2 protein-coding genes are annotated in these 1,011 nt (G+C 68.4%); both read left to right on the top strand.

From position 1 onward, the window contains the following. Positions 1-48 precede the first annotated feature (48 nt). Entirely contained in the window at positions 49-432 is a 384-nt protein-coding gene (locus BEN47_RS21870; RefSeq protein ID WP_070724375.1) for a COG3415 family protein, read from the top strand. Further along, complete coding sequence (locus BEN47_RS20570) at positions 429-995, top strand: IS630 family transposase (RefSeq protein WP_239691460.1); 567 nt, start codon at positions 429-431, stop codon at positions 993-995. Before BEN47_RS21870 ends, BEN47_RS20570 begins: the two co-directional genes overlap by 4 nt. The last annotated feature ends 16 nt before the right edge of the window (positions 996-1,011 follow it).

Here is a 1,011-nt window from a genome sequence, read left to right as displayed (position 1 = left end):
TAGAGCGGTTCCCAGGTTGGCGTACATGTTTTGATTTATCTTTCCGGGATGCAAGCGTATTCTCAGGACCTGCGTGAGCGGGTGATGGCGGCCCGCCAAGCGGGGGCCAGCCAGGCGGCGGTGGCGGCCCAATTCAGCGTTTCCGTCTCGTTTGTGGCCAAATTGGCGCGCCGCCAGCGCTTAAGCGGCGGCGTGGCGGCGCGGGCGGGCGGCCGCGGCCCCGCCCCGCACCTGGGCGCGGCGTCCCGGACGCAACTGGGGGACTGCCTGCGCCAGACGCCCGATGCCACGCTGGACGAGTTGCGCACCTGGCTGGCCGCCGTCGGCGGGCCAGCCGTGAGCCGCTCGGCCCTGGGCCGGGCCGTGCAGGCGCTGGACTGGCGGCGAAAAAAAAGAGCGTCCACGCCGCCGAACGCGACACCGCCCGCGTGAAGGCGTTGCGGGCGGCCTTTGTCGAGGCGGTGCAACGCGAAGATTTTACGCGCTTCAAGTTCGTGGACGAGACCAGCACCAACCTCACGTACTGCCGCCGCTACGCCCGCGCCCAAGGCGGGCGGCGCGCCGCCCAGGCCACGCCGCTGCACGGCGGGCCGAACGTGACGCTGGTGGCGGCGCTGACCACGACCGGCTTGCAAGCGGCCATGACCGTGAGCGGGGCCGTCAACGGCGACGTGTTTGCCGCCTACCTCGACCAAGTGCTCGGCCCGACCCTGGTGCCGGGCGACGTGGTGGTGCTCGACAACCTGCCGGCCCACAAAGTGGCCGGCCTGGCCGAACGTGTCGAAGCCCACGGCGCCCGCCTGCTGTACCTGCCGCCCTACTCGCCCGATTTCAACCCCATCGAACTCGCCTTCAGCAAGCTCAAAACCTGGCTGCGCACCGCCCAGGCCCGCACCCGCGAGACCCTGGAAGCCACCATCCGTACCGCAAGCGAGTGGATAAGTCACCAAGATGCTAAAAATTGGTTTGACCATTGCGGGTATCATGTACAGTAACCTGGGAACCGCTCTA

This window comes from Hymenobacter lapidarius, assembly GCF_001816145.1.
Lineage (GTDB): Bacteria > Bacteroidota > Bacteroidia > Cytophagales > Hymenobacteraceae > Hymenobacter > Hymenobacter lapidarius.
The sequence above is the reverse complement of the archived record's forward strand: the minus strand, read 5'-3'. Positions and strand labels throughout refer to the sequence as shown.

Coding starts and splice junctions, on each gene's coding strand:
- BEN47_RS21870 (WP_070724375.1), top strand. CDS start 49: ATGCAAGCGTATTCTCAGGACCTGCGTGAGCGGGTGATGGCGGCCCGC.